Source organism: Sphingomonas sp. ID0503 (assembly GCF_048565625.1).
Classification (GTDB): Bacteria; Pseudomonadota; Alphaproteobacteria; order Sphingomonadales; family Sphingomonadaceae; genus JBLZUR01.
The window spans coordinates 2,670,015-2,693,332 of record NZ_JBLZUR010000002.1 but is presented as its reverse complement, the minus strand read 5'-3'; the positions used below and the strand labels follow the sequence as shown (position 1 = coordinate 2,693,332).

The window sequence follows — 23,318 nt, the reverse complement described above, 5'->3', positions numbered from 1 at the left end:
AGCCCGCTCTACGACGTCTGGCCCAAGAGCTGCACGATGCGGCACCCCGATATGGGGCCGGATACGGTGCCGGTCTCGTCGGGCGCACCATCCAGGGCGAAGAAGTCGACACCGGAGGCCGAGGCGCCATCCGAAACGCCCGGCACGACACCGCCCGCCGCCAACGCCGAGTCGAGCAACCCGACATAGGTCGCCCGGTCGATCTCGATCGCACCCAGCGAGGCGAGGTGATCGGTGATGAACTGGCAATCGAGCAGGCGATAACCCCCGACGATCAGCCGCGCGACCAGCCAGGCGAGCGCCACCTTCGACGCGTCGGTTACCCGGCTGAACATGCTTTCGCCGAAGAACGCCGCGCCGAGCGTCACGCCATACAGCCCACCGACCAGCGCCCCCTCCTGCCACACCTCCACGCTATGTGCATGGCCCTGCGCATGAAGCTGCAGATAGGCGTCCTCGATCGGATGGCTGATCCACGTTTCCGGCCGATCCTCCCGCCGTTCCGCGCAGGCCCGCACCACGCCGGCGAAGTCGCGATCGGCGGTAACCGTGAACCGATCCGACCGGATCACCTTCGCCAGCGAGCGGGAGAGGTGAAAGCCGTGAAGCGGCAACACGCCGCGCAGCTTCGGCTCGACCCAGTAGATGTCGGGCGCATCCCGGCTATCCGCCATCGGGAATACGCCGACCGAATAGGCGCGGAGGAGGAGAGAGGGATCGATGACGGTCATCGGTTGGGCATCACGCGAGCGGGTCATCGAACCTCACCATTCACCAACCCCGTTCGCGCTGAGCCTGTCGAAGCGCCAGCACCACGCTGATCCCGACTGCGTGCGAGTAAGCTGATAACGCTCTAATCACCTGCAATCAGCGCCTCCTTCTTGGCGCGGCCCCAACCCTTCACCTGCCGCTCGGTCTCCAAAGCCTCGCTCCGCGTGCCGAATGCTTGCTGCCATACCAAGAAGACGGGTCGCCGAGTGGAGGTGTAGCCAGGAACCGCTCCGTGCTGGTGAGCGGCAATCCGGCTCTCCAGGTCATCGGTATGGCCGACATAGTAGCTCCTGTCCGAGCATCGCAGCATATAGGCGAAGAACGGTTTCACCGTAGCGCTGGCGCTTCGGCAGGCTCAGCGCGAACGGAGGTGGTGTTTGCGATGAGCAAGTCTGTCACCCCGCCGCTCACCGTCCGCTTCTCACCAAGTCCCCCCACATACGCCCCACTCGTTCGCGCTGAGCCTGTCGAAGCGCCAGTACTGACCGCAACGCAGCCATCACCCCGCCAGCCGCCGCTCGATCCCCCGCCACAACCGCGCGAACACCTCGGCAGCCGGTGATGCCGCCGCATAGCACCCGATCGGCTGGCGCTTCGCGGACATCGCCTCGATCGCGCTCGCCATCGGGATCACCGGCCATTGCGGATGCTCGGAGAGCGCCGCCTGATGCAGCCCGCGCCGGCGGTCGACCATGTTGAACACCGGCAGGATCGGGGCATGGCGCACCTTCGTCCGGGCAAAGCGCGCGATCACGTCGTTCAGCGCGCGGCGGGCGAGGGGGGAGGGGATCACCGGGGCGACGATCAGGTCGGCGGCCCGCGCCACCTGCTCGCTGATCGCGGTCAGGCCGGGCGGGCAGTCGAGGATGATGCGGTCGTAGCTGCCGGCCAGCGTTTCCATCACCCGCGCCATCCGCCGCTTCTTGCCAAGCGCGGCGAAGAAGCTGTCGAGATGGCCGAGGCCTTCATCGGCGGGCAGGATGTCGAGATTGGCGATGTCGGTCGGCCGCACCGCCTCGAACGGATCGACGTCGCGCGCGAAGATGCCCTCGCTCGCCGCACTCTCCGCCGGATCGAGACCGAGAAGGTAGGTGGATGCCCCCTGCGGATCGAGGTCCCAGAGCAGGGTGCGGCGGGATGACAGGCTGGCGGAGGCCCAGGCGAGGTTGACCGCGATGCTGGTCTTCCCAACTCCGCCCTTCGAACTGTAGACCGCGATTGTCGCCACCAGCGCTCCTCTAGAGGATTTCGCGCACCCTATCCGGCGGACGCCCAACGCGCACACCCTTTTCGGTCTCGACAAGCGGCCGCTCGATCAAGATCGGGTTCGCCGCCATCGCGTCGAGGATCGCATCATCCACCGCGCCGACAAACGGCTTGGCCGCATCCTCTCCCTTGCGCAGCCCCTCGATGGGGCTGATCCCCGCCTTGGCATACAACTCGCGCAGCTTCGCGGCGGTCGGCGGCGTCTTCAGATACTCGACCACCTCGACCTCGACGCCCGGCGTCTCGTTAAGGATGGCCAGCGCCTCGCGCGACTTGGAGCAGCGCGGGTTGTGGTAGATCGTCGCTTTCATCCTCTTCCCCTCACGTCCAACGGCAGGGTTCAGTCCGCCACTTCTCGCGCCAGCCACTGCTCCAGCCACTTGATCGTGTATTCGCCGGCCTGGAACTCGGGGTCGTCCAGCAGCTTCTGGTGCAGCGGGATCGTCGTCTTCACCCCGTCCACCACGAACTCCTCCAGCGCGCGGCGGAGGCGGCGGAGGCAGCCTTCGCGGTCGCGGCCGTAGACGATCAGCTTGGCGATCATCGAATCGTAATAGGGCGGGATGCGGTATCCGGCGTAGATGCCGCTATCGACGCGGACGTGCATGCCGCCCGGCGCGTGGAAAGCCTTGATCAGGCCGGGGCTGGGCGCGAAGGTCTGCGGGTCCTCGGCATTGATGCGACATTCGATGGCATGGCCGCGGAACTCCAGGTCCTCCTGGGTGACCGAGAGCGGCAGGCCTTCCGCCACGCGGATCTGTTCGCGGACGAGGTCGAGGCCGGTGATCGCCTCGGTCACTGGATGCTCCACCTGCAGGCGGGTGTTCATCTCGATGAAGTAGAATTCGCCGTCTTCGTAGAGGAACTCGATCGTGCCCGCGCCGCGATAGCCCATCTCGGCCATCGCCTTGGACACGATGCCACCCATCTCCGCACGCTGGGCCGGCGTGATGACGGGGGAGGGGGCTTCCTCCAGCACCTTCTGGTGCCGCCGCTGGAGCGAACAGTCGCGCTCACCAACATGGATGGCGTTGCCACGGCCGTCGCCGAACACCTGGAATTCGATATGGCGCGGGTCGGCCAGATACTTTTCCATGTAGACGGTGGCGTCGCCGAACGCCGCCTTCGCCTCGCTGCCCGCCTGCTGCATCAGGGTTTCGAGTTGGTGGGGCGCGGTGCAGACCTTCATGCCGCGCCCGCCGCCGCCGGACGCCGCCTTGATGATCACCGGATAGCCGATCGCCTCCGCGACCTTCTTCGCCTCGGCGATGTCGCTGATCGGCCCGTCGGAGCCGGGCACCAGCGGCAGGCCGAGCTGGGCGGCCGACGCCTTGGCGGCGATCTTGTCGCCCATCGTCCGGATATGCTCGGGCTTCGGGCCGATCCAGATGATGTTGTGCGCCTCCACGATCTCCGCGAACTTCGCGTTCTCGCTGAGGAAGCCGTAGCCCGGGTGGATCGCGTCCGCCCCGCTGATCTCCGCCGCGGCGATGATGTTCGGGATGTTCAGGTAGCTTTCGGCGGCGGGCGGCGGGCCGATGCAGATCGCCTGATCCGCCAGCCGGACGTGCATCGCGTCCGCATCCGCCGTCGAATGCACCGCGACGGTCTTGATCCCCATCTCATGCGCGGCGCGGTGGATGCGAAGCGCGATCTCGCCGCGATTGGCGATGAGGATTTTGCTGATCGCCATTGCTTATTCGATGACGACGAGCGGCTGGTCGAACTCGACGGGCTGGCCGTTCTCGACCAGCACGGCCTTCACCGTCCCGGCCTTGGCGGCGGTGATCGGGTTCATCACCTTCATGGCTTCCACGATCAGCAGCGTGTCGCCCGCCGCGACGGCCTTGCCGACGCTGACGAAGTTCGCCGCTTCCGGGCTGGACGCGAGATAGGCGGTGCCGACCATCGGCGACTTCACCGTGCCGGGGTGGTCGGCGGTGGAGACGGCGGGCGGGGTCGCGGCTGGCGCTGCGGTTGCGGCCGGGGCCATCGGCGCGGCATAGGTGGCGACGGGCGCAGCGGCCTGGCTCATCATGCGCGCGACGCGGATCTTGCGGTCGCCGTCCTGCACCTCGATCTCGGTGAGGCTGGTGTCGTTGAGCAGTTCGGCGAGCTGGCGGACGAGATCGGCGTCGACCTGCATGCCCGCGTTCCGGTCTTCGGTCATGTGGACCTGTTTCCCTGGATTGTTTTTAGACCTGTCGGTGAAGCGCGCCCCAATGTCAGAGCTTGGCCGCCGCGTCCAGCGCGAGCGTGTAGGAGAGCGCGCCGAAGCCCGCGATCGTGCCCTTGGCCGCCTGCCCCACCAGGCTGATGTGGCGAAAGGCCTCGCGCCGATGCGGGTTGGACAGGTGGACCTCGATGACGGGCACGCTCACGCCCTTGATCGCGTCGTGGACCGCGACGGAGGTATGGGTATAGGCGCCCGCGTTCAGCAGCACGGCCTTCGCTTGCCTCGCATTCGCCTCCTGGATCCAGTCGACCAGATGCCCCTCATGGTTCGACTGCCGCATGTCGATCTCAAGGCCGAGTTCGCGCGCCTGATCCTCCAGACGCCCGGCGATGTCGTCCAGCGTGTCGGACCCATAGATCTCGGGCTCGCGCAGCCCCAGCATGTTCAGATTGGGGCCGTTCAGGACGTAGACGACGGGCTTGTCGGCCATGCGGAGCCTTTCGGTTGGCGGTCGCGCTTCCTATAAACAGGTGCATCTGATCCCCAAAGGTTTCCTGTTCGATGCACGCAGACGGCACCATCTCGATCTCGGTGAACGGAGAGCACAAGCGGATCGCCGCCGGCATCACCATCGCCCAGCTGGCGAGCGAGCTCGGCCTGGTGCCCGAAAAGGTCGCGGTCGAGCGCAATATGGTGGTCGTGCCCCGCTCCACGCTCGGGCAGGTGCTGGTCGAGGATGGCGACGATCTGGAGATTGTCCACTTCGTCGGCGGCGGCGACCACGCAGCCCCGGTGAACGCCGACACCTGGACGGTCGCCGGCCGCACCTTCCGATCGCGCCTGATCGTCGGCACCGGCAAGTACAAGGACTTCGCCCAGAACGCCGCCGCCGTCGAGGCGAGCGGAGCCGAGATCGTCACCGTCGCCGTCCGCCGCGTCAACATCGCCGACCCAAAGGCGCCGATGCTGACCGACTATATCGATCCCAAGAAGATCACCTACCTCCCCAATACCGCCGGCTGCTTCACCGCCGAGGACGCGATCCGCACGCTTCGGCTGGCGCGCGAGGCGGGCGGCTGGGACCTCGTCAAGCTGGAGGTGCTGGGGGAGGCACGGACCCTCTATCCCAACATGGTCGAAACGATCCGCGCGACCGAGGTTCTAGCCAACGAAGGCTTCAAGCCGATGGTCTATTGCGTCGACGATCCGATCGCCGCGAAGCAGCTGGAGGATGCCGGCGCCGTGGCGGTGATGCCCTTGGGCGCCCCGATCGGCTCCGGCCTCGGCATCCAGAACAAGGTGACCATCCGCCTGATCGTGGAGGGCGCCAAGGTCCCCGTCCTGGTCGACGCCGGCGTCGGCACGGCGAGCGAGGCGGCGGCGGCAATGGAACTCGGCTGCGACGGCGTGCTGATGAACACCGCCATCGCCGAAGCCAAGGACCCGATCCTCATGGCCGCCGCGATGAAGGCGGGCGTGGAAGCGGGACGGCTGGCCTATCGTGCCGGGCGGATGGGGCGGCGGATGTATGCGGACCCGTCGAGTCCGCTGGCGGGGTTGATCTAAAAGAGCGGCCCAGCCTCTTCCGCTCACGCGCTTCCGAGTTTTAATCGCGTCTTCTAGCCAGCTGAACAAGGCCAATTGCGACCATTGCGCAGAATAGTAGCAACCAAGCCAGCGCCCCTGCTAAGCCAAAACGATCAGGCACAGTGTATGCGGCGATTATACCGCTGATACTGATCAATATAAGTACGATTAGAAGCGGAATCGGCGGATGATGGTCCGTGACGTCAGCGGTAGCAACTCGAAGAAATCCTTCCAATGTAGGAAAATAAGTGCTTAGCCGCTGCTGGCTCTTTCGATTGTTTATCATGCCCTCTCGCGTGCGCGCGCATGTGCGAGCGCGCGCCTGCCCGTTGAAGGGCGACTTTTGAGACTTTCCGCGCGCTGAGAGCCGTTTCGGTCAAACCTTAGCCTGACCTTCCGCCCCCGCCCGCTCGTCCTGAACCCTCGGGCTTCGGCTTCGCCGAACCCGAGGACAGGCTACGCCGAAGGACGGGCAGCAGGCGTATCGCTCGTCACCCGCGCCTCGCCCACGCTCGGCACGAACGGAGGATTGAGTCACGCCCGCGGGGAGAAGGGCGTCGCACAATCCACGCCGTTCGCATTAAGCCTGTCGAAGGGCCAGCGCCGGCGCTTCGACAGGCTCCGCGCAAACGGTAGTTGGTAGTGCTTGTCGCTCGGGCGGTCGAAAGCCGTCTCGTCCTAGCCTTGGACCAGCCGACCGCACCCAGCGTTCTGTTCGAGCGAAGTCGATTGGTAGTAAGAGGCGAGCCGCTTGTGATCCGTGCCTCGGCTACGCTCGGCATGCAGGAGGCACCGGGCACCCGCTTGCCCTGAGTAGCCACTAGGATTGTCGAAGAGGCGTATCGAAGCGCCTGTGCGGATGCTTCCATATGAGGCTTCGACAGGCTCAGCCTCTACTCAGGACGAACTGACGGTCAGATTTGCCTTGAGCCGGGGGGGGCTGCTTCTTCACCGCGCCTAGGCGGCGGGATCCCCGATCAGGTCCGGGGTGACGGCAGAAGAAAAAGCATGTCACCGCCTGCCTCGACCAGGGGGATGCAGCTAGGGGCACCGTCAGCAGGATATCGCCGGAGCGTCGCGGAGCGCGTTTTGCCGGCGCGGGACGCACGACCCGACCGCCGGCGACCGCGAGCCGCAGTACGATCCTCATGGCCGCCGGCGATAATAGCGGACGTGGAGGTGCAGCGGCGTGCCAACCCTGCGGAAGAAATGCGCGGACGGATACAGGCGGACCGTCGAGCCGCCAGCGGGCCGCATTTAGAAACAGCCGCTCACGCGCCGGTTCACAAGCCATGCCCTGGCTCCGACAACCCGCGAGGCCGGCAGAACAAGCAGCAGAAGGACAGCAAAGAAAAGGCCCCGGCTCCCAGAGGAACCGAGGCCTTCTCTTAAACCGAGACTTACGTCAGACGGCGTAGCTGACGCGCGAAACGCGGCGACGCATCGTGCCACCGACCAGGCCGAAGCCGGCGATCATCATGGCCCAGCTCGCCGGTTCCGGCACCGCCGCCGTGATGTCGGTCACCGTGACAAAGCCAACACCCGTCGCAGGGTTGGCGTTCGCGATACCGGCGGTGATCGCATATGAACCGGGCGTCGTGAACATGCCGCTCGAACCGATGTCGCTGCCGAAGATGCTGACGGTCGTGTCGGGGAAGAACAGGTTGAACTGTCCGCGCTCCGCCAAGGTGTAGAACTCGACGCTCGTCGGCACCGATGCGACCAGCACCGAGTCGAGATAGAAGCGGAAGTCGCTGATCGACGCCGTGGGGTTCGCGTCCAGGGGGTTCGGGACCTTGAACGAGAACTGGAACGACTTGTTTACCGCGCTGTACGCGGTCGTCGGCGTTCCTGCCGACCAGAGGCCGGTGCCTTCGATCAGAACCACCGCATGAGCGGGTACCGCGACGGTCGCGATGGCCAACAGGCTAGCGGTCGTAAGTATGCGATTCATCATGCTCATGGTGCGCTCCCCGATTCGTTAATCTCTTCTTAAGGTCTCCTAAAAACGAGGAGTAGTCAATTCGTTGACGCAACATTCATCCGTATAACGCCCAAGGTGGATCGAATTGGCGATGATGAATGCTGTCGGCGAAGCATCAGCGCAGCGGAATGTAGGCGCGCCCGCCTCCGTCCAAAGAAAAGCGGAGCGCCATTAACAACGAAAATCGTGGGAATTTACATCCACGAGATCAGCGCGGACTCAGGGTCAGGTGTCCCTCGCCTTCGTCCACGGTGACCACCTGGCCGTCGCGCACCGTCCCGGAAAGGATCGCATCCGCCAGCGGATCCTGCAGGTACTTCTGTACCGCCCGCTTCAACGGCCGCGCGCCGTAGACCGGATCGTAGCCGACCCGACCCAGCCACGCACGCGCTGAGTCGGTCAGCGACAGGGCGATCTTGCGGTCCTTCAGCAGGCGCTGAACCCGCCCGACCTGAATGTCGACGATCGGGCCCATGTGAGCCTGGCCGAGACGGTGGAACAGGATGATCTCGTCCAGCCGGTTGAGGAACTCCGGCCGGAAGTGGCTGCGGACCACCTCCATCACCTGTGGCTCGGCCTTCTCGACCGGATCGTCCTCGCCGAGATTGGCGAGGTACTGGCTGCCGAGGTTGGAGGTCAGGATGATCAGCGTGTTGGTGAAGTCCACCGTGCGCCCCTGACCATCGGTCAGCCGCCCATCGTCCAGCACCTGCAGCAGCACGTTGAACACGTCCGGATGCGCCTTTTCGACCTCGTCGAACAGGATCACCTGATAGGGGCGGCGGCGGACCGCCTCGGTCAGGACGCCGCCTTCCTCGTATCCGACATAGCCCGGCGGTGCGCCGATCAGGCGGGCGACGGCGTGCTTCTCCATGAACTCGCTCATGTCGATGCGGACCATCGCCGCGTCGTCGTCGAACAGGAAGCCGGCAAGCGCGCGGGTCAGCTCGGTCTTGCCGACACCGGTCGGCCCCAGGAACAGGAACGAGCCGAGCGGCCGGTTCGGGTCCTGCAGCCCGGCGCGCGAGCGGCGGACGGCGGCGGCGACGGCCTTCACCGCGTCCGACTGGCCGATCACCCGCTTGCCGACGATCTCCTCCATCGCCAGCAGCTTCTCGCGCTCGCCCTCCAGCATCTTGTCGACGGGGACGCCGGTCCAGCGGCTGACGACCGAGGCGATGTCCTCCGCCGTCACCTCCTCACGCAGCATCGCGCCCTCGGATGCGGCCTGCGCCTCGGCCAGCTGCTTCTCCAGCGCGGGAATTGCGCCGTAGGACAGCTCGGACATCTTGGCGAGGTCGCCCGCCCGCTGCGCCTGCTCCAGCTGGATGCGCGCGGCGTCAAGCTGCTCCTTCAGCTTCGCCTCGGCGTTGATCTTGTCCTTCTCCGCCTGCCAGCGGGTGGTGAGCGCCGCCGACTGCTCCTCAAGCTGGGACAGGTCGTGCTCCAAATTGGCAAGCCGGTCCTTGGAGGCTGTGTCGGTCTCCTTCTTCAGCGCCTCCCGCTCGATCTTCAGCTGGATGATGCGGCGGTCGAGGTTCTCGATCTCCTCGGGCTTCGACTCCACCTCCATGCGGAGCCGCGACGCCGCCTCGTCCATCAGGTCGATAGCCTTGTCGGGGAGGAAGCGATCGGTGATGTAGCGGTTGCTGAGCGTCGCCGCCGAGACGATCGCGCCATCGGTGATGCGGACGCCGTGGTGAAGCTCGTACTTCTCCTTCAAGCCGCGTAGGATCGAGATCGTGTCCTCGACCGTCGGCTCGCCGACGAAGACGGGTTGGAAGCGCCGCTGCAGCGCGGGGTCCTTCTCGACATATTTGCGGTACTCGTCGAGCGTGGTGGCGCCGATGCAGTGCAGTTCGCCGCGAGCGAGGGCGGGCTTCAAGAGGTTGCCCGCATCCATCGCGCCCTCGGACTTGCCCGCGCCGATCAGCGTGTGCATCTCGTCGATGAACAGGATGATGTCGCCCTCGGCGGACTTCACTTCGTCCAGGACGCCCTTCAGCCGCTCCTCGAACTCACCGCGATATTTCGCGCCGGCGATGAGGCTGCCCATGTCGAGCGCCATCAGGCGGCGGTCCTTGAGGCCATCCGGCACGTCGCCATTGGCGATACGCAGCGCGAGGCCCTCGGCAATCGCGGTCTTGCCGACGCCGGGTTCGCCGATCAGCACCGGGTTGTTCTTTGTGCGCCGGGCGAGGATCTGGATGGTGCGGCGGATCTCCTCGTCCCGGCCGATCACGGGATCAAGCTTCCCCTCCCGCGCTACGGCGGTGAGATCGCGGGCGAACTTCTTCAGCGCGTCATACCTGTCCTCCGCCGACGCGGTATCGGCGGTGCGCCCGCCACGCAATTCGTTGATCGCGGCGTTCAGCGCCTCAGGCCTGACGCCCGCCGCCTGGAGCGCCTTGCCCGCCGCCGTGTTGAGCGAGAGAGCGAGCGCGACCAGCAGCCGCTCCACCGTGACGAAGCTGTCCCCCGCCTTGTCGGCGATCTGCTCCGCCTGGTCGAGCACGCGAACGGAATCGTTGGTCAGCCCCGGCGTGTTCTGCGCGCCGGATCCGCTGACCGAGGGGATCTTGGAGAGCGCCAGGTCGGTCTCGCTCGCCGCCCGCTTCGCATTGCCGCCCGCCTTGGCGATCAGGCCGGACGCCATGCCCTGATCGTCTTCCAGCAGCGCCTTCAGAAGATGCTCGGGCGCGATCTGCTGGTGGCTGTTGCGGATCGCGACGGTCTGCGCCGCCTGGAGGAAGCCCTTGGCGCGGTCGGTGAATTTCTCGAGGTTCAAGGTCTGCTCCCCTGTTCGGTCCACCGCGATATGGTGTGACAATTATGTCACGCAAGGGGGTGCTGCACCTCCCCCGCCGTTCGCGCTGAGCCTGTCGAAGCGCCACCGCTGGCCCTTCGACAGGCTCAGGGCGAACGGCCTTGGAGCGATGGGAGAGCCAACAGGCTTACTGCTTCCCCGCCGCCGCTCTCGGCTTGCCCGGCGCATACAGGTCGCCGAAGAAGTCGCCCTGATACCACAGCGGTCGCTCCTCGGCGTCGGCCAGATCGCGGCTGATCAGGTAGTTGAGCTTCGCATAGCAGGCACCCTGATCCCAAAGGATCGGCTGGCTCATGTCATCCTTCAGCCCGTGATAGTTGCCGCCGAGAAAGCCGGGCCAGACCTTGTCGCCGCCATTCGCAGGGCCGGTGGCGAGCAGGATGGCGGGGACGCCCTGCTTGACGAACTCGTAATGGTCGGAGCGGGTGAAGATGCCTTCCTCCGGCATGAAGTCGGGGGAGACCTTGACCCCCATCTCAGCGCCAGCCTGCTGCACCGCCCTGGCGACGGTCGAGTGATCGGCGCCGAAGGCCACCACGTCGGTGAAGGGGTAGAGGATCAGCGGCATGTCGAGGTCGACCAGCCCGACGATCTGTCCGATCGGCACGGTCGGGTTGTTGGCGAAATACTGCGCGCCGAGCAGGCCGCGCTCCTCGGCAGTGTTGGCGATGAACATCACCGAGCGGCGCGGCGGCTTGCCTGACGCGACGAACGCCTTCGCCGCCTCCAGCATGGTGGCGACGCCCGCCGCATTGTCGAGCGCGCCGTTATAGACCTTGTCCTCGCCGGCCTTCGCGTCCGCCTTGAGGCCGAGATGGTCGAGATGACCCATCAGGACGACGTATTCGGCCTTCAGAGTCGGGTCGGTGCCGGGGAGGATGCCGATGACTTCCGGGCTGGTCAGCTGGGAGAAGCTGCTCCGGCGCTCAATGCGGATGCTGGTCTTGAGCGGAAAGCCCTTCGGCTTGGCGCCCTTCGCGCTCGCCGCCTTGCGGATCGCGGCGTAGGTCTTTGGCGCGTCGGCGAAGAGGACGGCGGCGCTAGTCTCGTTCAAGGTCGTGCCGACACGGACATTCGGGGCCTCGTCATGGACCTTGCCGGCCTTGTCGAGCCACATGAACTTCGGCGACTTGGCGTAGCGGAGCTGCGTCTTCCACGGGAAGGTCTTGGCACTCTCCTCGGTCGGGAGCGAGATGGTGCCGATCGCGCCATGTGCGCTGGCGGTTGCGGCCTTCTCGTCACCGTAATGCGCGGCGATCTCGCTCGGCAGGTCGCGGGGTTCGCCGGACAGATAGGCGACGATCTTGCCCTTAACGTCGAGGCCCTTGTAGTCGTCGATGCCGAAGCGGGGGGCGACGATGCCGTAGCCGACGAAGACCACCGGGGCGGAGACGTCCTGCGCCTCCTCCTTCAGGCTGGAAGAGACGACAACCTCGGTGCCGCTGTCCCAGCTCTTTTCGCCCGCCGGGCCGGTGATCGTCACCTTGGGCGTGCTGCCCTCCGCGACCACAGCCTTGCGGAAGGTCACCTGCTGATACCAGCCGCCATTCTCGCCGCCGGGCTTGAGGCCCAGCCCCTCGAACTGCGTCGCGACGTAGCGGGCGGCGATGTCGTAGCCCTTCGATCCGGTGTCGCGGCCTTCGAGGAGGTCGTCGGAGAGGAAGGCGACGTGGCTGCGGAAGGCGTCGGCGCTGAACACGGGCGTCTCGGCGGCGAGCGGTGCGGCGAGAGCAGTTGTGAGAGCGAGGAGGGTAAGGAGGCGCATGGAGGTTCCCTGATGTGTCGTTGCCACTCTCGTGCCCCGGCGCGTAACCGTGTTGCAACCCTAATCCAGCCGGTTACAACCACCGCCATCCTTGGCCGCTGTCCGGCGGCGCGTTCGAAAGACCTTCGATGATCCGTTCGCTGACCGCAGCCCTTGCCGCCACGCTCCTGTCCACCACCGCCATCGCCCAGGCCCCAGCGCCAAGTGCGCTGCCGGCGCTCGTGAAGACGGTGGACATTCCCTACGAGCGCTTCACGCTTCCGAACGGGCTGAAGGTCATCGTCCACACCGATCGCAAGGCACCGGTCGTCGCCGTGTCCGTCTGGTATCACATCGGCTCGAAGAACGAGCCGGCGGGCAAGACCGGCTTCGCGCATCTGTTCGAGCATCTGATGTTCAACGGGTCGGAGAATGCGAATTTCGACTTCTTCAAGCCGATGGAGGCGATGGGTGCCACCGACCTGAACGGCACGACCTGGTTCGACCGGACCAATTACTTCGAGACGGTGCCGGTCGGCGGGCTGGAGCAGACGCTCTGGCTGGAGGCGGATCGCATGGGCCACCTGCTCGGCGCGATCGATCAGGCGAAGCTCGATAACCAGCGCGGCGTCGTCCAGAACGAGAAGCGCGAGGGCGATAACAAGCCCTACGGCCTGGTCGAATATGCCCAGCTGCAGGCGCTGTTCCCGGAAGGGCACCCGTACCAGCACTCGACGATCGGTTCGATGAAGGACCTCGACAGCGCCAGCCTGGATGACGTGAAAGGCTGGTTCCAGGCGCATTACGGGCCGAACAACGCGGTGCTCGTGCTGGCCGGCGACATCGACGCGAGGACCGCCCGGCCGCTGATCGAGAAGTATTTCGGCGCATTCAAGCGGGGGCCGGAGACGCCGCGCCCGGCGGTTCCGGTGCCGTCGCTGAAGGCACCGGTCGATCAGGTGATGCACGATGCGGTGTCGAATACCCGGATCTACCGCAACTGGGTGGTGCCGGGCCTGAACGACGCGGACACGGTGCCGCTCGACATCGGCATGGCGGTCTTGGGCGGCCTCTCTTCCTCGCGCCTCAACAACCTGTTCGTGCGGCAGGACAAGACGGCGGTGGGCGTCGCCGCATCGATCCAGGAGTTCGAGAACATCTCGCTGGCCGAGGTGACCGTCGACGTGAAGGACGGGGCGGACGCCAAGGCGGTGGCGGCGAAGCTGGACCAGGTGCTTGCCGACTACATCGCCAAGGGGCCGACCGCCGACGAGGTGCAGCGCGCCGCGATGAAGGAGGTCGCAGGCACGATCGCTGGGCTGGAGCAGGTCGGCGGCTTCGAGGGCAAGGCGGTGACGCTGGCCGAGGGTGAGGTCTATTCGAACGATCCCGAGAAGTACCGCAAGGACCTTGCCGCCTATGCCGCCTCGACCCCGGCGCAGGTGACGGCGGCGCTCCAGAAGTGGCTGACCCGCCCCGCCTTCCGCCTGACGGTGGTGCCGGGCGAGCGCTCGGCACAGGACAATGCGATGGCCGGCAACGCCGCGACCTCGGCCCCGCGCTACTATGTCGATCCGGCGAACGGTGGTGCGGCTGCCCCGGCCGCCTCCGGCATGACCGCCGCCGTCGCCATGCCGAAGGTTGCGGAGATCAAGGACCTTGAGTTCCCGACGCTGGAGCATGCGACGCTCGCCAACGGCGTGAAGGTGACGTTCGCGCGTCGCACCACGGTGCCGACGGTGCGCGTGGCGCTGGTCTTCGACGGCGGCAATTCGGGCGATGTGAGGGAGAAGCTCGGCACCGGCGCGCTGATGCGGTCGCTCCTCGACGAAGGCACCAAGACAATGAACTCGGTGCAGCTTGCCGAGGCGAAAGAGCGGCTGGGCGCTGAGATCGGGGTGGGCGCCACGATGGACAAGACGACCATCGCCCTGTTCGCGCTGAAGCCGAACCTCGCGCCATCGCTGGACCTCCTTTCCGACATCGCACGCAACCCGGCGTTCGAGGCGGGCGAGGTGGAGCGGCTGCGCGGGCAGGTGCTGGCCGGGATCGCGGCTGAGAAGACCGATCCGGGCACGATCGCCCGCCGCACGCTGCCCGGCCTGCTGTTCGGTCAGTCGCATCCCTATGGCGTGCCGAGCACCGGCACCGGCACGGAAGAGGGCGTGAAGGCGGCGACCCGCGCCGATCTCGTCGCCTTCCACGACAGCTGGATCCGGCCCGACATGATGGAGATCGTGGTGGTCGGCGACACCACGCTGGCCGAGATCAAGCCGCTGCTCGACTCACGCTTCGGCAACTGGACGCCGCCCACAGCGCCGAAGGGCAAGAAGGTCTTCGCCATGGACCGCATGGCCCGCGTGCCGCGCATCGTCCTGATCGACCGGCCGCAGAGCCCGCAATCGGTGATCCGCGCCGGTGTGGTGACCCCACTGAAGGGCACGGATGATACAATCGCGCTGACCACCGCCAACGAGGTGCTGGGCGGCAGTTTCCTGTCGCGCCTCAACATGGACCTGCGCGAGACCAAGGGCTGGGCCTATGGGGCGTTCTCGCTCACCCCGCTCTTCCGCGAGGCGGTGCCGTTCTACACCTCGGCCCCGGTGCAGGCGGACAAGACGGGTGAGTCGATCAAGGCGATCATGGCCGACATGAAGGAGTTCCTCACCGCCAAGGGTGTCAACGAGGAGGAGCTGGACCGCACCGTCAGCGGGCAGATCCGGTCGCTGCCGGGATCGTTCGAGACCAGCGACGCGCTGATGTCGGCGATCGTCACCAACATCACGCTCGACCGGCCCGACGACTACTACGTCACCCTTCCCGCACGCTACCGCGCGCTGACCGCGCCGGCACTCGACAAGGCGGCGCGCGACGTGATCCGGCCGGAGAACATGATCTGGGTCGTCGTGGGCGATGCGGCGAAGGTCCGCCCGCAGTTGGACGGGCTTGGCCTGCCCGTCGAGATGGGAAAGTCGCGCTGATGTCGGCGGCGGATGGCAGCTGGGCCTGCTCGGCAAAGACACCGGTCGGCGCGCAGGACTTCACCCTGACGGTGCGCGTCGAGGGGGATCGGTTCAGCGGCGAGGTGTCGGGCGCGCTCGGCTCCAAGCGCATTGCCGATGGCCGGGTCGAAGGCGATGATCTGCGGTGGGAGATGGAGGTCAGTTCGCCGATGAAGGTCAGGCTCGACTGCGAGGCGAGCGTCGAGGGCGACCGCATCGACGGAGTGGTGAAGGCCGGCTGGTATGGCACCTATCCGCTGACGGGCGTGAGGAAGGCGTAGGCGTCAACTCAACGGCGTCATGCCAGCGAAGGCTGGCATCGGGTGGGTTTGTTCCACGCGATCCCAGCCTTCGCTGGGATGACGTAAGGGCACGCGGAAGGCCGGGCCAAGGTCAGGCCAAAACCTCCGTCAGAGCGCGGAAAGTCTCAAAAGTCCTGCCACAACGGGTGGGCGCGCGCTCGCACATGCGCGCGTGCGCGAGACTGCATGATAAACGATCGAAAGAGCCGACGCCGGGGAAGCACTTATTTTCCTACATTGGAAGCGAATAGGATTCTGTTCGGCATGTTGTGTCCGGATCGACACACATGCCGGTGCGTAGACCCTAGCGATACAGGCGGGTGACGTGACCCATCTTGCGACCGGGCCGCGCCTCGCCCTTGCCGTAGAGGTGGAGGTGCGCGCCGGGCTCGCTCAGGATATCCTTCCAGCGGCCGGCATCCTCGCCGATCAGATTGTGCATCGTGACCTTCGACGCGGCGAGCGCGGTCTGGCCGAGGGGCAGGCCGCAGATCGCGCGAATGTGGTTCTCGAACTGCGAGGTGACGGCACCCTCGATCGTCCAATGGCCGGAATTGTGAACGCGAGGAGCCATCTCGTTGAAAACGGGACCGTTTGCCGTCGCAAAGAACTCGCAGGCGAGGACGCCGACATAGTCGAGCGCGTCGGCGATGTTGCCGGCGAGATCGGCGGCGACCGGCGCCTGATCGTGGATCGGCCCGGGCGCGGGAACGGTGGAGCTGTCGAGGATGCCGTCCTTGTGGACGTTGTGCGGTGCCGCCCAGCAGCGTTCCGCCCCGTCCTGCCCGCGGGCGAGGAGGATGGAGAACTCCGCGTCGAACTCGACCATGCCTTCGAGGATCGCGGATTGCTGGCCGATCGCTGCCCAAGCGGCGTCGATGTCGGCGGGCGAGGCGAGGCGGGCCTGGCCCTTGCCGTCATAGCCGAAGCGGCGGGTCTTCAGGATCGCCGGGGCGCCGAGAGAGGTAAGCGCGAAGCTCAGGTCTTCGCGGCTGTCGACCTGCGCATAGGGTGCGGTGCAGCCGCCGAGCTTGCGGACGAACGCCTTCTCGGCGAGCCGGTCCTGCGTCACCCCCAGGGCGGCGGCGGGCGGGTAGACCGGCACCGAGGCGGCGAGCTTCTCAAGCGTCGCGCAGGGGACGTTCTCGAACTCGAAGGTCACGATGTCGACCGATTCCGCGAAGGCCGCGAGGGCGCGCTGGTCCTCGTACTCCGCGCGTGTGACGGCCCGCGCCGCGTCGGCGGCGGAGGGGTTGCCCTCCGGCGCGTAGACATGGACGTGGTAGCCGAGCTGCGCCGCCGCCTGCCCGAGCATCCGGCCGAGCTGGCCGCCGCCCAAGATGCCGATCGTGCTGCCGGGCGGGATCATTCGGGCGTTTCGGCGACCGCCTCGGTCTGGCGGGCGCGCCATGCGTCGAGGCGGGCGGCGAGCCCCGCGTCCTCATTGGCGAGCATCGCGGCGGCGAGGAGGGCGGCATTGGTGGCCCCGGCTTTGCCGATGGCGAGCGTCCCGACGGGGATGCCCGCCGGCATCTGGACGATGGAGAGCAGGCTATCCATGCCCTTCAGCGCCTTGCTTTCGACCGGTACGCCGAGGACGGGCAGGCGGGTCATCGATGCCGTCATGCCGGGCAGGTGCGCCGCGCCGCCGGCGCCCGCGATGATTGCCTTGAGGCCGCGATCGACGGCGGAGCGGGCGTAGTCGTAGAGGCGTTCGGGCGTGCGGTGGGCGGAGACGACCTTCACCTCATGCGGCACGCCGAGGCTGGTGAGCGTTTCCGCCGCCTTGGACATGGTTTCCCAGTCCGATCGGCTGCCCATGATGATGCCGACCAGCGGCGACACGTCCGACATGCTTCCCCGTGGCATGGAGCGAGTGAAGCGCCGTTTCCTAGCGCGTTTTACGGGGATGTCCACGTGCCTATCGGCGGGATGTATCCTCCCCCGCCAGGGGGGAGGTGGCGCCGTCAGGCGACGGAGGGGGAGGACGGCGGTGTCGCGAAGATCAGAGCTGACCACCGCCCTCCCCCTCCGTCAGGCTGCGCCTGCCACCTCCCCCTGGCGGGGGAGGATGGGTGAGGACGGTACGTTGCCGAGGGAGAGGGCAGGGCGGAACGGGCGGAGGTTAGCGCTCCGACAGGTAGTACCGGTCCTTCGCATTCAGCGCTTCGTCCAGATCGTAGACGATCGGCTGGCCGGTCGGGATTTCCAGGCCGGTGATGTCCGCGTCGGGGATCGCCGACAGGTGCTTGACCAGCGCGCGCAGCGAATTGCCGTGGGCGGAGATCAGGACGCGCTTGCCCGCCTTCAGCTCGGGCGCGATGCGCTCTTCCCAATAGGGGAGGACGCGGGCGATGGTGTCCTTGAGGCTTTCGGTGTTGGGGATCGTGATGCCGGCATAGCGGCGGTCCTTCGACAGATCCCAGTCGCTGTCCGCATCCTGTGGGGGCGGGGGGATGTCGAAGCTGCGGCGCCAGACCTTCACCTGATCCTCGCCGTGCTTCGCCGCGGTCTCCGCCTTGTTGAGGCCGGTCAGCCCGCCATAATGCCGCTCGTTCAGGCGCCAGTCCTTTTCGACCGGCAGCCAGAGGCGACCCATCGCCTCCAGCGCGATGTTCAGCGTCTTGATCGCGCGGGTCTGCAGGCTGGTGAAGGTCAGGTCGAAATCGAGGCCCTTGGCGGCCAGCAGCTCGCCCGCCGCCTTCGCCTCGGCATGGCCCTGTTCGGTCAGGTCGACATCCCACCAGCCGGTGAAGCGGTTCTCCAGGTTCCAGGCGGACTGGCCGTGGCGGATCAGGACGAGCGTCGGCATGCGGTTTGGTCTCCCCATTTCTGGGTGGCAGCCTTAGAACGCGAGCGCCGCCGCGTCACCTGCTGCGGTGCGGAAAACGGGAGTTCGGATATGGCGGTGTCGGTCGAGGTCTATGAATATCAGGGCGATGGCGGGCCATTCGTCGGCCGCGTGGTGCATGACGATGCGGTGACCGGGCCGGCGCCGGGCATCCTGATCGCGCCGACCTTCTGGGGTCTGCGTGACCTGGAGGTCGACAAGGCACGGCGGCTGGCGGAGGCGGGCTATGTCGTGCTGGTGGCCGATCCCTATGGCGGCGGGCGCACCGGCGCGACGGCCGAGGAGGCGACCGCGCTGATGGGCGAGCTGATGGCGGACCGGAAGGCGGCGCAGGCGCGGTTCCAGAATGCGCTGGCCGTCCTCAAGGCGCTGCCCGGTGTCGACGGGTCCAGAACGGCGGCGCTCGGCTACTGCATGGGCGGCAAGTGCGTGCTCGATCTGGCCCGCAGCGGGGCCGAGGTGACGGGTGTTGCGCCGTTCCACGCGATCTTCGACGCGCCCGCGCATCCGAACGCGCCGATCAAGGCGAAGCTGCTGATCAGCCAGGGGTGGGACGATCCGCTGACGCCGCCCGACAGCTTCGTGGCGCTCGCGAAGGAACTGACCGAGGCGGGGGCGGACTGGCAGCTTCACGCCTATGGCCATACCGGCCACAGCTTCACCACGCCCGGCAAGGGGCTCGGACCGGGCTTCGGCTATTCGGAGAGCGCAGACAGGCGCTCTTGGGCGGCGCTCACGGCCTTCCTGAACGAGATCTTCGCCTAGAGGACGAAATCCGTCTTGGTCAGCGCGACCTGGGTGTCGAGGTGGATGAAGAAGTCGGCCAGCTTGTCGCCGTCGGTGTCGCCGCTGATCAGGGTGCCCTTTCCGACATGCTCGAAGTGGAGCTGCCCGGCCTTGCCTTCGAAGGCGCGGGTGCCGATCCAGCTGAACTTGTCGTTGCTGGCGCTGGCGGACCGCGCGTCGATGGCGGACAAGTCGATCTTGTCCGCGCCCATCGTGAAGTCGGTGATGTGGTCGGCCTTTGACGCTGTGCTGCCGGTGTCGCCGGCCTTGAACACGAAGCGGTCGTTGCCGCTGCCCCCGGTCAGCGTATCCACGCCGGCGCCGCCGAACAGCGTGTCGTTGCCCGCGCCACCCGACAGCTTGTTGGCGGCTGAGTTGCCGGTGATGGTGTTGGCGGAACTGTTGCCCGTGCCGTTGATCTTGGCGGTGCCGGTCAGGGTCAGGTTTTCGAGGTTGGAGCCGAGCGTGTAGCTGACCGACGCCTTCACAGTATCCGTGCCGCCGCTCTTCGCCTCGACAACGACGTCCCTGGTGCTCTCGACGCTGTAGGTGTCGTTGCCCTTGCCGCCGGTCATGGTGTCCGCGCCGGTTCCGCCGTCCAGCGTGTCGTTGCCATCGCCGCCGAACAGCTTGTCGTTGCCAGCCCCGCCGGAGAGCGTGTTGGCGGCTGAGTTGCCGGTGATGGTGTTTGCAGAGCTGTTGCCCGTGCCGTTGATCTTGGCGGTGCCGGTCAGGGTCAGGTTTTCGAGGTTGGAGCCGAGCGTGTAGCTGACCGACGCCTTCACAGTATCCGTGCCGCCGCTCTTCGCCTCGACAACGACGTCCCTGGTGCTCTCGACGATGTAGGTGTCGTTGCCCTTGCCGCCGGTCATGACGTCCCCGGCGGTTCCGCCGTCCAGCGTGTCGTTGCCATCGCCGCCGAACAGCTTGTCGTTCCCCGCCCCGCCGGAGAGCGTGTTGGCGGCTGAGTTGCCGGTGATGGTGTTGGCGGAGCTGTTGCCCGTGCCGTTGATCTTGGCGGTGCCGGTCAGGGTCAGGTTTTCGAGGTTGGAGCCGAGCGTGTAGCTGACCGACGCCTTCACAGTATCCGTGCCGCCGCTCTTCGCCTCGACAACGACGTCCCTGGTGCTCTCGACGATGTAGGTGTCGTTGCCCTTGCCGCCGGTCATGACGTCCCCGGCGGTTCCGCCGTCCAGCGTGTCGTTGCCATCGCCGCCGAACAGCTTGTCGTTCCCCGCCCCGCCGGAGAGCGTGTTGGCGGCTGAGTTGCCGGTGATGGTGTTGGCCGAGCCGTTGCCGGTCCCCTTCGTCGCCTTGCCGGTGAGGGTCAGGTTCTCGACATTGGAAGACAGGGTGTAGTTCGCGCTGGAGAAGACGCTGTCCGTTCCCTGGCCTTTCAGCTCGTTGATCCGCACGGTGGAGGCGCTGATCCGGTAGGTATCGTTGCCCTTTCCGCCGGTGAAGGCGTCCATATAGGGCAGGTCGAAGATGTCGTTGTAGATCGTGCCGACGCCCATGTCGGCCATCATCGCGAGGTCGAGCTTGCTGATCTGGTAGCGGACGCCCGTGTAGAGGAGGACGCCGTTCATAAGGCCGGTGACCATGTCCGCGCCGGGCAGCGGCTCGTCCGCCGAATTGCCGTAATGCGTGTAGTTGTTGAAGGTGAGCGGCACGGTCTTTCCGTAGACCGCCTTCGAATTGGGACCGTCGAAGGAATAGACGCCCTTCGAGTTCGGCTTGGTCAGATGATCGTCGTAGACCGTCTTGTACGACGGGTCGTCGGTGCCGTAGCCGTTGAAGCCGAGAGAGTGGCCGATCTCGTGCATCATGACGCTGAGGCCATCGGTCATGCCGGCCGGCACCTTGGACGATGTACCAAGGTGGAGCAGCTTCAGATAATCCTCGGTGATGCTGATCGAGACGTCCCAGTCCTGACCGCTCTCCTTGCCGGTGCGCAGTTGATAGGCGGGCGTCGCTTGCGCGATCGTGCTGGCGCCGTTCACCCAAAGGTTGGTGGACGTTGCCTCGGCCCGGCCGCTGGCATTGCTCGCGACCAGATCGATCTTGACCTTCAGGTTCGCGTTCCCGGCGAGGACCTTGCCCCATTCGTTGAAGGCGGCGGTGGTGATCGTCTTCAACTGACCGACCGTGGCGGCGCTCGCCCCGATCTCGTTGGTGATCGTGTAGGTCGCTTTGATGGTCACGCTGACTCCCCGCCCCGACGCGCTGGGGCGGGTTCACCTAAGCCATTCGTGCCTTACGAAAGGTAAACGCGACAGGTAGTTAGCGAAGATCCTCGACGATCTCGTGCAGCGCGTCGAGACAGGCATGGGCAAGGAGCTTCGACCGTTCGGGCGACCAGCCGTGGACGGGGTCGGGCAGGTCGTCATTATCCTTGAACGGCATCTCGAGCGTCATCGCCACGCAGCCGAAGCGTTCGGCCAGCTGGTTGGTGGACATGGACATGTTGGCCTTGCCCTTCCCCGCGCGGGCATAGCCGTGCTTGTACTGGAAGTCGGGCGAGCGCCGGGCGAGCGCCTTCTGATAGGCGTCGTAGTTCGCGACCTGCTGCTCGGTCAGCGAGGGTATGCCCTCAAAACCAGCGAGGAAGACGTAGGGGATCGCCTCGTCGCCGTGGATGTCGATGGCGAAGTCGACGCCGGTCTCGTCCATCCTGTTGCGGACGTGGAGGACCTCGGGACTCCTCTCCGTAGTGGGGGCGTGCCATTCGCGGTTGAGGTTCACGCCGGCGGCGTTGGTGCGGAGATGGCCACGCCGGGAGCCGTCGGGGTTCATGTTGGGCACGAGGTGGAAGGTGGCGCGCTTGCGCAGCGAGCGGGCGACGGGATCGTGCGGATCGGTCAGCCGCTCGATCGCGCCTTCCATCCACCATTCCGCCATGCTCTCGCCCGGATGCTGGCGCGCGAACATCCAGACCTGTCGCGGCCCTTCGCCGACGCTGAGATAGTCCACGTCCTGCCCGTCCAGCGTCTTGCCGAGCGAGGCGACCGTCACCCCCTCGCATCCCGCCGCCGCCGCGACGAGATCGTGGTGACGCTCCATCGAATAGGGCGCGAAATAAGCGAACCAGACGCTGTTGGAGGCTGGCGTGTGCCGGATGGTCAGTACCTTGTCCTCATAGGCGGTATCGGCGCGGAACCAGCTTTCCCGATCCTCGCTGACGCAGGCCTTGTAGTTCGGCCAGCCGTCCGGATAGGCGGAGCCGCCCGCGTTGACGATGCGCAGAGTGAGCGCCTTGCCCGCGCCGCCGACCACGCGGAAGTGGAACCATTGGTAGAAGTCGGACTGGTGATCGGTGACGATTTCCAGATCGAAGCCGTCTTCACGGGTGGAGACGAGACGAATGTTGCCGCTGTCGAAGGCGGAGGAGACGGACAGGGTCATTTGACGATGATCGTCCTGCCCGACTCGCCGGGGAAGTCCCGGAACAGCACATTCGCGAGATAGGCGACGGCGGGGCCGGGTTCCGATCCGGGTGCGCCGGCAGTGGCCTCGGTCGAGGCGCGGCCTTCCCAGATCACGGTGCCTTCGGAGCGGCGCTTCAACTGCACGGACAGCTCGGTCACGACGATGGTGCCGCCGCGCTTCTTGCCGACGCCGAAGCTGGTGCCGACGCCCAGGCCGACCCCGCCGCCATAGCTGCCGCCGCCGAGACCGACGGTGAGCGGCGAGCGCTGCGCCATCTGCTCTCGCGTGCCGCGCCGCACATCGACGACGGCGACCAGTTCGGACGTGGTCAGCGTCGGCGTGACGGTGAAGCCGAGACGAGTCAGCTCCGGCGCGACCGCATCGGCATATGTCTTGAACTCAAGCGGGGAGATCGCGCCCTGGCCGCGCTGCTCGATCATGACGTTGCCGGGGGCGATCGGCTGGCCGAGGTGGAAGCGGGTCACCTGCGCGGGAGCGGCGCGTCCACCGCCGCCGCCGGACGTTGCGCAGCCCGACAGCGCAAGCGCGCCAACCACCGCGATACCCATGATCTTCGCGCGCATCGCCTTCAT

19 protein-coding genes and 1 pseudogene are annotated in these 23,318 nt (G+C 66.4%); 4 read left to right on the top strand and 16 right to left on the bottom strand.

All coding sequences use genetic code 11. The features are described 5' to 3' along the window. Positions 1-8: 8 nt before the first annotated feature. From aat to aroQ, 7 genes are all read right to left on the bottom strand, one after another. The gene (gene aat / locus ACM608_RS14160) at positions 9-731 is read right to left on the bottom strand and encodes a leucyl/phenylalanyl-tRNA--protein transferase (protein ID WP_419685222.1); all 723 of its coding nucleotides are present in this window, start codon (positions 729-731) and stop codon (positions 9-11) included. 122 nt (positions 732-853) lie between these two features. Then, the gene (locus ACM608_RS14155; protein ID WP_419684014.1) at positions 854-1,102 is read right to left on the bottom strand and encodes a GIY-YIG nuclease family protein; all 249 of its coding nucleotides are present in this window, start codon (positions 1,100-1,102) and stop codon (positions 854-856) included. 168 nt (positions 1,103-1,270) lie between these two features. Then, positions 1,271-1,999 (bottom strand): ParA family protein, encoded by a 729-nt coding sequence (locus ACM608_RS14150; RefSeq protein ID WP_419684013.1) that lies wholly within the window; start codon positions 1,997-1,999, stop codon positions 1,271-1,273. A 10-nt stretch (positions 2,000-2,009) separates the two neighbouring features. Then, on the bottom strand, positions 2,010-2,348 hold the full coding sequence (gene arsC / locus ACM608_RS14145; RefSeq protein ID WP_419684012.1) for an arsenate reductase (glutaredoxin): 339 nt from the start codon (positions 2,346-2,348) through the stop codon (positions 2,010-2,012). A gap of 29 nt (positions 2,349-2,377) precedes the next feature. Further along, complete coding sequence (gene accC / locus ACM608_RS14140; protein ID WP_419684011.1) at positions 2,378-3,730, bottom strand: acetyl-CoA carboxylase biotin carboxylase subunit; 1,353 nt, start codon at positions 3,728-3,730, stop codon at positions 2,378-2,380. A 3-nt stretch (positions 3,731-3,733) separates the two neighbouring features. Then, the gene (accB, locus tag ACM608_RS14135; RefSeq protein WP_419684010.1) at positions 3,734-4,207 is read right to left on the bottom strand and encodes an acetyl-CoA carboxylase biotin carboxyl carrier protein; all 474 of its coding nucleotides are present in this window, start codon (positions 4,205-4,207) and stop codon (positions 3,734-3,736) included. A gap of 55 nt (positions 4,208-4,262) precedes the next feature. Then, positions 4,263-4,703 (bottom strand): type II 3-dehydroquinate dehydratase, encoded by a 441-nt coding sequence (gene aroQ, locus ACM608_RS14130; RefSeq protein ID WP_419684009.1) that lies wholly within the window; start codon positions 4,701-4,703, stop codon positions 4,263-4,265. 71 nt (positions 4,704-4,774) lie between these two features. Between aroQ and thiS the strand changes: the two genes are divergently transcribed. After that, complete coding sequence (gene thiS / locus ACM608_RS14125; RefSeq protein ID WP_419684008.1) at positions 4,775-5,779, top strand: sulfur carrier protein ThiS; 1,005 nt, start codon at positions 4,775-4,777, stop codon at positions 5,777-5,779. A 1,426-nt stretch (positions 5,780-7,205) separates the two neighbouring features. Here the strand turns inward: thiS and ACM608_RS14120 are convergent. From ACM608_RS14120 to ACM608_RS14110, 3 genes and pseudogenes are all read right to left on the bottom strand, one after another. Beyond that, positions 7,206-7,313 (bottom strand): annotated as a pseudogene (locus ACM608_RS14120) (PEPxxWA-CTERM sorting domain-containing protein); the annotation flags it as partial. A 679-nt stretch (positions 7,314-7,992) separates the two neighbouring features. Further along, on the bottom strand, positions 7,993-10,572 hold the full coding sequence (gene clpB / locus ACM608_RS14115; protein ID WP_419684007.1) for an ATP-dependent chaperone ClpB: 2,580 nt from the start codon (positions 10,570-10,572) through the stop codon (positions 7,993-7,995). A gap of 166 nt (positions 10,573-10,738) precedes the next feature. Next, entirely contained in the window at positions 10,739-12,376 is a 1,638-nt protein-coding gene (locus ACM608_RS14110) for a M28 family metallopeptidase (RefSeq protein ID WP_419684006.1), read from the bottom strand. 128 nt (positions 12,377-12,504) lie between these two features. Between ACM608_RS14110 and ACM608_RS14105 the strand changes: the two genes are divergently transcribed. Further along, positions 12,505-15,336 (top strand): M16 family metallopeptidase, encoded by a 2,832-nt coding sequence (locus ACM608_RS14105; protein ID WP_419684005.1) that lies wholly within the window; start codon positions 12,505-12,507, stop codon positions 15,334-15,336. Then, entirely contained in the window at positions 15,336-15,638 is a 303-nt protein-coding gene (locus ACM608_RS14100; protein WP_419684004.1) for a hypothetical protein, read from the top strand. Before ACM608_RS14105 ends, ACM608_RS14100 begins: the two co-directional genes overlap by 1 nt. A gap of 325 nt (positions 15,639-15,963) precedes the next feature. Here the strand turns inward: ACM608_RS14100 and ACM608_RS14095 are convergent, their stop codons facing one another. The 3 genes from ACM608_RS14095 to gpmA form a co-directional block, all read right to left on the bottom strand. Beyond that, a complete protein-coding gene (locus tag ACM608_RS14095) occupies positions 15,964-17,028 on the bottom strand; it encodes a 5-(carboxyamino)imidazole ribonucleotide synthase (RefSeq protein WP_419684003.1) in 1,065 nt (354 codons plus the stop codon). Beyond that, positions 17,025-17,513, bottom strand: coding sequence for a 5-(carboxyamino)imidazole ribonucleotide mutase (purE, locus tag ACM608_RS14090; protein WP_419684002.1), 489 nt, complete (start codon positions 17,511-17,513; stop codon positions 17,025-17,027). The genes ACM608_RS14095 and purE overlap by 4 nt, the downstream gene beginning before the upstream one ends. 271 nt (positions 17,514-17,784) lie before the next feature. Next, positions 17,785-18,471 (bottom strand): 2,3-diphosphoglycerate-dependent phosphoglycerate mutase, encoded by a 687-nt coding sequence (gene gpmA / locus ACM608_RS14085; protein WP_419684001.1) that lies wholly within the window; start codon positions 18,469-18,471, stop codon positions 17,785-17,787. A gap of 90 nt (positions 18,472-18,561) precedes the next feature. Between gpmA and ACM608_RS14080 the strand changes: the two genes are divergently transcribed. Beyond that, positions 18,562-19,275, top strand: a complete 714-nt coding sequence (locus ACM608_RS14080) for a dienelactone hydrolase family protein (protein ID WP_419684000.1) — start codon at positions 18,562-18,564, stop codon at positions 19,273-19,275. On the opposite strand, the gene ACM608_RS14075 is transcribed toward ACM608_RS14080, so the two are convergent. From ACM608_RS14075 to ACM608_RS14065, 3 genes are all read right to left on the bottom strand, one after another. Further along, positions 19,272-21,500: a hypothetical protein gene (locus ACM608_RS14075; protein ID WP_419683999.1), complete on the bottom strand. Its 2,229-nt coding sequence runs from the start codon at positions 21,498-21,500 to the stop codon at positions 19,272-19,274. The two genes, ACM608_RS14080 and ACM608_RS14075, sit on opposite strands and share 4 nt — an antisense overlap. 79 nt (positions 21,501-21,579) lie before the next feature. Then, on the bottom strand, positions 21,580-22,701 hold the full coding sequence (locus ACM608_RS14070) for a M14 family metallopeptidase (RefSeq protein ID WP_419683998.1): 1,122 nt from the start codon (positions 22,699-22,701) through the stop codon (positions 21,580-21,582). After that, the gene (locus tag ACM608_RS14065) at positions 22,698-23,318 is read right to left on the bottom strand and encodes a DUF4136 domain-containing protein (RefSeq protein ID WP_419683997.1); all 621 of its coding nucleotides are present in this window, start codon (positions 23,316-23,318) and stop codon (positions 22,698-22,700) included. Before ACM608_RS14065 ends, ACM608_RS14070 begins: the two co-directional genes overlap by 4 nt.

Bases quoted from the DNA above. Each gene is read 5' to 3' on its own strand.
- aat (WP_419685222.1), bottom strand. From the start codon at position 731: ATGACCGTCATCGATCCCTCTCTCCTCCTCCGCGCCTATTCGGTCGGC.
- arsC (WP_419684012.1), bottom strand. From the start codon at position 2,348: ATGAAAGCGACGATCTACCACAACCCGCGCTGCTCCAAGTCGCGCGAG.
- accC (WP_419684011.1), bottom strand. From the start codon at position 3,730: ATGGCGATCAGCAAAATCCTCATCGCCAATCGCGGCGAGATCGCGCTT.
- accB (WP_419684010.1), bottom strand. From the start codon at position 4,207: ATGACCGAAGACCGGAACGCGGGCATGCAGGTCGACGCCGATCTCGTC.
- aroQ (WP_419684009.1), bottom strand. From the start codon at position 4,703: ATGGCCGACAAGCCCGTCGTCTACGTCCTGAACGGCCCCAATCTGAAC.
- thiS (WP_419684008.1), top strand. From the start codon at position 4,775: ATGCACGCAGACGGCACCATCTCGATCTCGGTGAACGGAGAGCACAAG.
- ACM608_RS14110 (WP_419684006.1), bottom strand. From the start codon at position 12,376: ATGCGCCTCCTTACCCTCCTCGCTCTCACAACTGCTCTCGCCGCACCG.
- ACM608_RS14105 (WP_419684005.1), top strand. From the start codon at position 12,505: ATGATCCGTTCGCTGACCGCAGCCCTTGCCGCCACGCTCCTGTCCACC.
- ACM608_RS14100 (WP_419684004.1), top strand. From the start codon at position 15,336: ATGTCGGCGGCGGATGGCAGCTGGGCCTGCTCGGCAAAGACACCGGTC.
- ACM608_RS14095 (WP_419684003.1), bottom strand. From the start codon at position 17,028: ATGATCCCGCCCGGCAGCACGATCGGCATCTTGGGCGGCGGCCAGCTC.
- purE (WP_419684002.1), bottom strand. From the start codon at position 17,513: ATGTCGGACGTGTCGCCGCTGGTCGGCATCATCATGGGCAGCCGATCG.
- gpmA (WP_419684001.1), bottom strand. From the start codon at position 18,471: ATGCCGACGCTCGTCCTGATCCGCCACGGCCAGTCCGCCTGGAACCTG.
- ACM608_RS14080 (WP_419684000.1), top strand. From the start codon at position 18,562: ATGGCGGTGTCGGTCGAGGTCTATGAATATCAGGGCGATGGCGGGCCA.
- ACM608_RS14070 (WP_419683998.1), bottom strand. From the start codon at position 22,701: ATGACCCTGTCCGTCTCCTCCGCCTTCGACAGCGGCAACATTCGTCTC.
- ACM608_RS14065 (WP_419683997.1), bottom strand. From the start codon at position 23,318: ATGAAGGCGATGCGCGCGAAGATCATGGGTATCGCGGTGGTTGGCGCG.